Here is an 8234-nt window from a genome sequence, read left to right as displayed (position 1 = left end):
TTTGTTGTTATGTTGTGTTATATTGTTTTATTGTTGGTACACTCAGCAGTCTTCAGCAGGGCGGGCAGCGGGGGCGAGCCGCCGGCGCCCTCCCCGGGCTCCGTTTCAGGACCTGCTGTGCTTGATGCCGCCGTTGGCCTCGATGAAGCCGATGTAGTAGAGCACGGCCGCGATGGTGGTCACGTTGTGGCCCATGACATTGACGCTCTGACCGGACGGGTTGGCGCGCGCGTTGCGGATGAACTGGCTGATGGACCCCCGCTGGTTCTCCACGTTGGCGGCCAGGATGGTGCCGCGCCTCGGGTCGGGGTCGACGTAGTTCAGCGGGCGGTTCCGGTTGGGGTCCTGGATGTTGCCCCGGACGACGTCGAAGACCTGCTCTGCGGGGCGTAGAAGCCCGCGGCGTAGAGGTCGTTCGCCCAGAGGTAGACGGAGGCGAGGTGGGTGTTGTTGGTGCCCAGGACGCGCACCTGAACCAGCCGGCCGCGTTCGGTGGTGGTCTCGGTGACGTTGTTGACGCCGGTCACGTCACCGTAGGTGTGCCGGTGGATCGCGTCGATCAGGTTCCAGTAGTTCTGGTGGTGGGTGTTCCCACCGGCGGTGATGTTCGAGATGTTCCAGTCGATCACCTGGTAGTTGGTCGCGGACGCGGTGCCGCTGAAGGTCGTCACCAGGCCCATGGAGATGGCCGGTGTCCGCAGGGCGGAGCAGAGTCGTTTCAGCACGGTCTTCTCGGCGTCTCTGAGGTGATGGTGGGTCAGGTCGGCTGCGGCACAAGGTTAGGAGCCGCCGTGCCGCCGGGGTTGACCGACCGCGCATCGCCGTGTGCCCGAGAGTGCACAGGCCGTCCCGGTCATCGCCCGGTGTCGTCGAGCAGCTCGTGCTTCTCGGAAGCCCGCCGGGGCTCGGCGCGCCTCCTTGGTACGTTCACGCGATGCCCCGCCACGGCCGGACCCGCTTGGTTGGGACTTCGCCCCGTCCCACTCCACCGCCCAGTCAAAGGTCACCGGCATGCACAGCCCCACCCCCGTTTCACCGACCGTCGTGCTGGTGCACGGGGCGTTCACCGACGCCTCGTCCTGGTCGAGGGTCATCGGCCCGCTGCGCGCCGCCGGCGTGACGGTGTACGCCCCTGCGAACCCGTTGCGCGGCCTGGAGCATGACGCCGCGTCCGTCCGGAGCCTGGTGCGGGAGCTCGACACCCCCGTCGTCCTGGTCGGCCACGGCTACGGCGGCGCGGTGATCACCCAGGCGGCCGATGACGCCGACCAGGTGGTGGCCCTGTGCTACGTCGCCGCGTTCGGCCTCGACGCCGGCGAGTGCGTGCTGGACGTCACCAACCGCTTCGCCCCCTCCCCGCTGGCCGACGCCACCGTCACCACGGCCCTCCCCTCCGGCCCCGACAGTGAGGTGTACATCCGCGCGGAGCGGTTCCGGCAGCTGTACGCCGACGACCTGTCACCCGCGGCCGGGCAGGCGCTGGCCGCGACACAGCGCCCGATAGCGTGCGGCGCGCTGACCGACAGATCGGGCTCGCCGGCCTGGGCGGACAAGCCGTCCTGGTACGCCATCGCGACCGCCGACCGGATGCTCAACCCCGCTGCCCAGCGCTTCATGGCCCAACGCATGGCGGCCACCGAGTACGCGCTGGACGCCTCGCACGCCGTCCCGCTGTCGCGGCCCGAAGCCGTGGTGGCGATGATCCGGGAGGCCACCGGGCACGCCATGGGTACTCCGGGGGGTGTTTAATGTGCGTTCGAACGGAAGGGTCCGATTGGACCCCGCCCCCCCAGACACCCGGCAAAGGCACCAGCATGATCTCACCGGCCAGATCGTCGGCTCGGCGGATCGCCGCCCTCCTGACCGGGTTCCTCCTCCTGGGGCCAGCCGCCACCGGGTGCGGTCACCGCACCGGTTCCGGGCCAGCTGGGGGCGCGGTCACCGCCATCACCGCACTCGACTACTACACCGACCAAGCCGAACACGCCCAGTGGGGCGACCTGCTCACCGCGTGCGGCCGGACGGTCGGGGTGCGGGTCGAGCAGACGAGCGTCCCGGGGGCGTCCCTGATCCCCAAGGTCCTCCAGCAGGCGTCCTCGCGGACCCTCCCCGACCTGCTGATGCTCGACAACCCCGACCTGCAGCAGATCGCCCGGACCGGCGCACTGACCCCGCTGGCCGGCTACGGCATCGACGCCGACGGCTTCGCCCCGGGCATCGTGTCAGCGGGCACCTACCAGGGCAAGCTGTACGGGCTGGCCCCCAACGTCAGCACCGTCGCCCTGATCTACAACAAGGACATGCTCGCCGAGGCCGGCGTCGCCGTCCCGCGGACCTGGGACGAACTGAAGTCGGCCGCAGCCGCGTTGACCCGTCCCGGACGCTACGGCATGGCGGTCGACGCGAACGCCACCTTCGAGGGCACCTGGCAGTTCCTGCCCTTCCTCTGGTCCAACGGCGGCGACGAACAGCGGTTGGACACCCCCCAGGCCGCGCAGGCGCTCCAGCTCTGGGTCGACCTGGTGAACAGCGGCTCCATGTCGAAGTCGGTGCTGAACTGGACCCAGGCCGACGTCCACGACCAGTTCGTCGCCGGGCGGACGGCCATGATGATCAACGGCCCCTGGCGCATCCCGGCCCTGGAGCAGGACGCGAACCTGCACTGGGGAGTGGCTCCCGTCCCCGTCCCCCGGCTGGGGCAGACCCCGGTCACCCCGCTCGGCGGCGAGGTGTGGACCGTCCCGCAGAACCCTTCCAGAACCCGGCAGGAGAAGGCCGCCCAAGTCCTCACCTGCCTGAACTCCCCCTCGAACATGCTCACCCTGGCTCAGGAGCACCACACCGTGCCCTCCCGCACCGCGGTGGCCGCCCAGCACGCCGAGGAGAACCCGTCGATGGCCGCCTTCGCCCAGAGCGTGACGGTGGCGCGCGCCCGTACCAGCGAGCTCGGCGTCGAGTGGCCCAGGGCGGCGACGGGGATCTACACCGCGATCCAGTCCGCGCTGACGGGCGAACAAACACCGGAGGAAGCCCTCAGCCATGCGCAGCAGATCGCCACAGGCCACTGACCCGTCGCCGGTCCGGCGCGGGGAGCGATGGACCCGGTGGCTGTTCGTCGCGCCCGCCGCGGCGTACCTGCTGCTGTTCTTCGGCTACCCGATCGTCGACAACGTCGTGATGAGCTTCCAGCAGTACACCGTCACGACCTTCTACACCGGTGACGCCCCGTTCGTAGGCCTGCGGAACTACGCGGCGGTCCTCTCGTCCTCCGCCTTCCCCCGGACCCTGCTGACCACGGCCGTGTTCACGGCCGGCTCGGTCCTGGGGCAGTTCGTCCTCGGCCTGGCCTTCGCCCTGTTCTTCCGGCGCCGGTTCCCGCTCGGCGGCGTGCTGCGGTCACTCCTGCTAGTGCCGTGGCTGCTGCCGCTGGTCGCCACCGGAACCACCTGGAAGTGGATGCTCGACCCCGACACAGGAGTCGTCAACGCGGTGCTGCGCAGCCTCCACCTCACGTCATCCGGCGTTCCCTGGCTCACCGGCACCTCCCAGGCACTGCTGTCGGTGGTCCTGGTCAACATCTGGGTCGGCGTCCCCTTCAACACCGCGATCCTGTACGGCGGTCTGCAGGATATCCCCCCGCACCTCTACGAGGCGGCGGCGCTGGACGGCGCCGGCCCGCTGGCCTCGTTCCGCCACATCACCTGGCCACTGCTGCGGCCGGTGGTGCGCGTGGTGCTCGTGCTGGGCGTGGTCTACACCGTCAAGGTGTTGGACGTCATCCTGGTGGTCACCGGCGGAGGGCCGGCCGGCGCCACCGAGACCGTCGCCACGCAGTCCTACGAACTGTCCTTCCGGCAGTTCGACTTCGGGCGCGGCGCCGCGACGGGCAATCTGCTCATCGTCCTCTCGCTGGTGTTCGCCGTCCTCCACCTGCGCGCCGACCGACGCGCCCGGACCGTCTGACCGCCTGAGAGGCGATCCCGTGAAACGCCCACCCGGCCGCGGCGGCCGGCTGTCCACCCTCGTCGGCATCGTCCTGCTCGTGCTGATGCTGTTCCCCGTCTACTGGATGGTGAACTCCTCCCTCCAGCCAGCCGGCAACATCCTCGGCGGAGAGTGGTTCCCGTTCCACCCGGACCTCAGCGGATACGCCACCGCGCTGCGCGACCAGGGGCGAAACCTCGTCACCAGCCTCGTGCTGGCCGTCGGCAGCGCGCTGCTCAGCCTGGCCATCGCCGCGCCCGCGGCCCACGCGCTGGCCCGGTTCCGCCTGCGCGGCACCAAGGTCGTGCTCCTCGGCATCCTGACCACCCAGACGGTGCCGAGCATCGTGGTGGCCAACGCGCTCTACGGCGCCTACAACGACCTGGGGCTCCTGAACTCCCGCCTCGGGCTGGTCCTCGCCGACTCCACCGCGGGCGTCCCCTTCGCGATCGTCGTCCTGCACTCGTTCATGCGGAACATCCCCGAGGAGGTCATCGAGGCCGCGCGCGTGGACGGCGCCGGCAGGCTGCGCGTCTTCCGTTCCGTGGTGCTCCCGTTGAGCCGGAACGCACTGATCACGACGGGCGTCTTCACCTTCCTCTTCGCCTGGAGCGACTTCCTCTTCGCCCTCACCCTGACCACCACGGACACCGTCCGGCCGATCACCCTGGGCGTCTACCAGTACCTCGGCGCCCACACCAACCACTGGAACGCCGTCATGGCCACCGCCGTCCTGGCCTCCGTACCCGCCGCCGTTCTGCTCGTCGTCGTCCAGCGCCACGTCACCAGCGCCGCCACCGGTGCGGCCGTCAAGTGAGGTCACCCCCGATCTAGTAGGTTCACGCGATGTCCCGCCCCGGGCCCGCTGGCACGGTGGTCCGGAAGGCACAGCGGTGGGGGGCCACCGGTGGCCGACCGACCCGAGAGGAACCCGGTGCCCGCATCTCTCTCCACCGCGCGACTGTCCGCCTTCGACCGGGCGGAGAGCTGGCACGAGGCGGTGTCCCACGCCTTCGTGCCGATGGCCGTGGACCTCCTGGAGGAGGTGCCGTCGCCCGGGGCGATCGTCGGCCACCAGCTCGGCCCGGTCCGGATATTGAGGGTCCAGGCGGGGCCGCAGGTGGTGACGCGCAGCCGGCGCATGATCGCCGACGACGGGCCGCCGTCGCTGATCGTCAGCCTGCAGGAGCGCGGCACCGCGCTCAAGGAGCAGGACGGCAGGGAGTCGGTCATCCGACCGGGCGAGTTCTCCATCACCGACACCTCCCGGGTCTTCCGCAAGAAGATCGAGGAGGGCTTCGCCTTCACCTCCTTCCACTTCCCCCGCACCGAGCTGGACGTCTCGGAACGTGACCTCCGAGCACTGACCGCCACCCCCTTCAGCGGCACCGAGGGCAGCGCTGCCCTGGTCACCGCCTACCTCTCCCGGATGGCGCGCGAGGCGCCGGCCCTGGACGAAGCCGTCGGCCGCCGAGCCGCAGCCACCGCACTCGACCTGCTGGCCCTACTGGTCGACGACCGCTCCGGCCGCTCCCGCCAACAGGCCCCGCGGAGCGCAGCCTCACTGGAACGGGTCAAGGACCACATCCTGCGCAACCTCCGCGACCCGGACCTCTGCCCGTCCACGATCGCGGAGGCCAACTTCATGTCGGTCCGCTTCCTCCACAAGCTCTTCCACCTCGAAAACACCACGGTCAGCAGCTGGATCCGCGCCCAACGCCTGGAACGCTGCAGCCGTGACCTCCTCCGCCCGGTAGCCGCAGAACTCGGCATAGCAGGCATCGCCCGCCGCTGGGGCTTCGCCAACTCCAGCCACTTCAGCCGCGCCTTCCGCGCCGCCTACGGCATGCCCCCCAGGGACTGGCAGGTCGGCAGGAACCCGGCGCGATGACCCTCCGCCGCCCCGCCGGGCGCCCAGAACGGGCCAGCCCCGTCTCGGAAGGGTGCGCAGCCCGGTGCGGGCGAGTGGTCACCCGGGGCAGTGGTGGGAGCCGTGGCCGAAGGTGAGGTGTTCAGCGGCACCGGGGCGGCGGGATCCTCGGCGACGAGCGGGCCCGGCGGTACTACGCGGCGGGAGCGGGGCGCCGGGGCGCCCGGCGGCGGCCGGCGGAGCCCTGGTCGTCGCGGCCGGAGGCGGCCCGGGTGTCGCCGGCAGCGTAGGCGGGGCGGCCGCGGCGGCCGCGACTCGTGGACGGGCCGCGGCGCGGCCGCTCGACGACGGGGTCGGCGATCACGGTGGGAATGCCGGTGGGCATGCGGGCGCCGGTGATACGGGCCAGGTCCTCGTCGCCAGCCAGGACCCTGGTGGTGACGGGGGTGATGCCGGCGGTGGTCATCATGCGGGCCATCGCGCGGCGCTGGTTGGGCAGGACGAGGGTGACGACGGTGCCGGACTCGCCGGCCCGGGCCGTGCGCCCGCCCCGGTGCAGGTAGTCCTTGTGGTCGCCCGGCGGGTCCAGGTTGACGACCAGGTCGAGCCCGTCGACGTGGATGCCCCGGGCCGCGACGTTGGTCGCGATCAACGCGGTCACCTGACCGGTGCGGAACTGCTCCAGGGTGCGGGTGCGCTCAGGCTGGGACTTGCCGCCGTGCAGGGCCGCGGCCTTCACTCCGTTCGCGAGCAGGTCCTCCACCAGGCGGTCCGCGCCGTGCTTGGTGTCGATGAACATGATCACCCTGCCGTCGCGGGAGGCGATGTGGGCGATCGTGGCGTTCTTGTCGAAGTTCTGCACGTGAAGCACGTGGTGTTCCATGGTGCTGACCGCTCCCGCGGACGGGTCCACCGAGTGTGTGACCGGGTCCTTGAGGAAGCGCCGCACCAGGCGGTCGACGTTGCGGTCCAGGGTGGCGGAGAACAGCATCGTCTGGCTGTCTCCGGCGACCTGTTCGAGGAGCTCGGTGACCTGCGGCAGGAAGCCCATGTCGGCCATCTGATCGGCCTCGTCGAGCACCGTGACGCCGACCCGGTCCAGCCGGCAGTCGCTGCGCTGGATCAGGTCCTTGAGCCGGCCCGGGGTGGCCACCACGACCTCCGCCCCGCGGTTCAGCATCCATGCCTGGCGGCTGATCGACGTCCCGCCCACCACGGTCGCCATCCGCAGGCGCACCGCGCGGGCGTAGGGGGTGAGTGCCTCGGTGATCTGCTGCGCGAGCTCGCGGGTGGGGACCAGCACCACGGCCAGCGGGTAACGCGGCTCGGCCCGCTGCCCGACGGTGCGAGCCAGCACGGCGAGGCCGAACGCGATGGTCTTGCCGGAGCCGGTCCGGCCTCGTCCGAGGACGTCGCGGCCGGCCAGCGAGTTCGGCAGCGTCGCGGCCTGGATCGGGAACGGCGCGGTGACGCCCTGGCGGGCCAGCACCGACAGCAGCGCCTTCGGCATGTCCAGCTCGTCGAAGGAGCCGACGGCCGGCAGTGCCGGGGTGGTGCTCACCGGTATCGCGAACTCGCCCTGCGCGGAGGGGCCACGATGGGCGCTCCGGCCGGAGGGGCGTCGACCTCCGGCGGGCCGGTCGCCGTAGAAGGAGCCGCCACCGGAGCGGGAGTCGGCGTTGTGGTACGAGGAGCGACTGGAGCGGGCCATGCGGAAAACCTTCCTCGGGGCGGCACGTCACGAGGAAGGCTCCGTAGCGCGGGGCGCCGGACGGAGACCGCAAGGGAACGGGCCAAAGCGTGACGGGCGGAGCGTGGTCGGTGGAACCGTGCGGCCACCTATGGTCGGCGCTCACCACGGAGGGCGGGAGCGAAGAACCTCGAACCGTGAGCTGTCACGGCAGGGCGCCGATCCGGACGCGGCGCCGTGCGTCTCGCGTGGGGATGGCCGCCGGTGGCGGAGCCAGGGGCCCGAACGGCCGGGAGGACGCGCCGTGGCGCGATAACCGAGGGGCCCGCACCGGGCATGTGCGCGGTGCGGGCCCCTCGCTGCTAGGCGGGTGCCGTAGCAGAAGAACTACAGCGGGCGAATGTTCTCGGCCTGCGGGCCCTTCTGGCCCTGCGTGACGTCGAACTCGACCTTCTGGCCCTCAAGCAGCTCACGGAAGCCGTTGGCGTTGATGTTCGAGAAGTGGGCGAAGACGTCGGGGCCGCCACCCTCCTGCTCGATGAAGCCGAAGCCCTTCTCCGAGTTGAACCACTTCACAGTGCCATTAGCCATTAAGAAATCTCCTTCAAGGGACTGTCCGAAGCACGCACAGCGCGGGCTTCGAGTCACCGCATGGAGCGCCCGCCGGGGAAGAGCCGGGGAACAGAAAAT

Annotated in this window: 9 protein-coding genes; 5 read left to right on the top strand and 4 right to left on the bottom strand. The window is 70.7% G+C overall.

Annotation, left to right across the window (positions count from 1 at the left end; genetic code table 11):
- Positions 1-105 precede the first annotated feature (105 nt).
- Entirely contained in the window at positions 106-273 is a 168-nt protein-coding gene (locus ACWC9T_RS39695) for a hypothetical protein (protein ID WP_449825908.1), read from the bottom strand.
- Between the two features lie 47 nt (positions 274-320).
- The gene (locus ACWC9T_RS39690) at positions 321-725 is read right to left on the bottom strand and encodes a hypothetical protein (protein WP_449825907.1); all 405 of its coding nucleotides are present in this window, start codon (positions 723-725) and stop codon (positions 321-323) included.
- A gap of 286 nt (positions 726-1011) precedes the next feature.
- Here ACWC9T_RS39690 and ACWC9T_RS39685 point away from each other — a divergent pair, with 286 nt between their 5' ends.
- The 5 genes from ACWC9T_RS39685 (at position 1012) to ACWC9T_RS39665 (ending at position 5875) form a co-directional block, all read left to right on the top strand.
- On the top strand, positions 1012-1749 hold the full coding sequence (locus tag ACWC9T_RS39685) for an alpha/beta fold hydrolase (RefSeq protein ID WP_449825906.1): 738 nt from the start codon (positions 1012-1014) through the stop codon (positions 1747-1749).
- 65 nt (positions 1750-1814) lie between these two features.
- On the top strand, positions 1815-3068 hold the full coding sequence (locus ACWC9T_RS39680; protein ID WP_449825905.1) for a sugar ABC transporter substrate-binding protein: 1254 nt from the start codon (positions 1815-1817) through the stop codon (positions 3066-3068).
- A complete protein-coding gene (locus tag ACWC9T_RS39675) occupies positions 3040-3963 on the top strand; it encodes a carbohydrate ABC transporter permease (RefSeq protein ID WP_449825904.1) in 924 nt (307 codons plus the stop codon). The genes ACWC9T_RS39680 and ACWC9T_RS39675 overlap by 29 nt, the downstream gene beginning before the upstream one ends.
- 19 nt (positions 3964-3982) lie before the next feature.
- Entirely contained in the window at positions 3983-4801 is an 819-nt protein-coding gene (locus ACWC9T_RS39670) for a carbohydrate ABC transporter permease (protein WP_449825903.1), read from the top strand.
- A gap of 117 nt (positions 4802-4918) precedes the next feature.
- Positions 4919-5875 (top strand): AraC-like ligand-binding domain-containing protein, encoded by a 957-nt coding sequence (locus tag ACWC9T_RS39665; RefSeq protein WP_449825902.1) that lies wholly within the window; start codon positions 4919-4921, stop codon positions 5873-5875.
- A 172-nt stretch (positions 5876-6047) separates the two neighbouring features.
- Here ACWC9T_RS39665 and ACWC9T_RS39660 read toward each other — a convergent pair whose 3' ends face one another.
- Positions 6048-7565, bottom strand: a complete 1518-nt coding sequence (locus tag ACWC9T_RS39660; RefSeq protein WP_449825901.1) for a DEAD/DEAH box helicase — start codon at positions 7563-7565, stop codon at positions 6048-6050.
- Positions 7566-7931: 366 nt separating this feature from the next.
- A complete protein-coding gene (locus ACWC9T_RS39655; protein ID WP_344640564.1) occupies positions 7932-8135 on the bottom strand; it encodes a cold-shock protein in 204 nt (67 codons plus the stop codon).
- Positions 8136-8234: the final 99 nt, after the last annotated feature.

The sequence above is a fragment of the Kitasatospora sp. NPDC001159 genome, from assembly GCF_053598235.1.
This window is presented reverse-complemented; position numbering and strand designations above follow the sequence as displayed.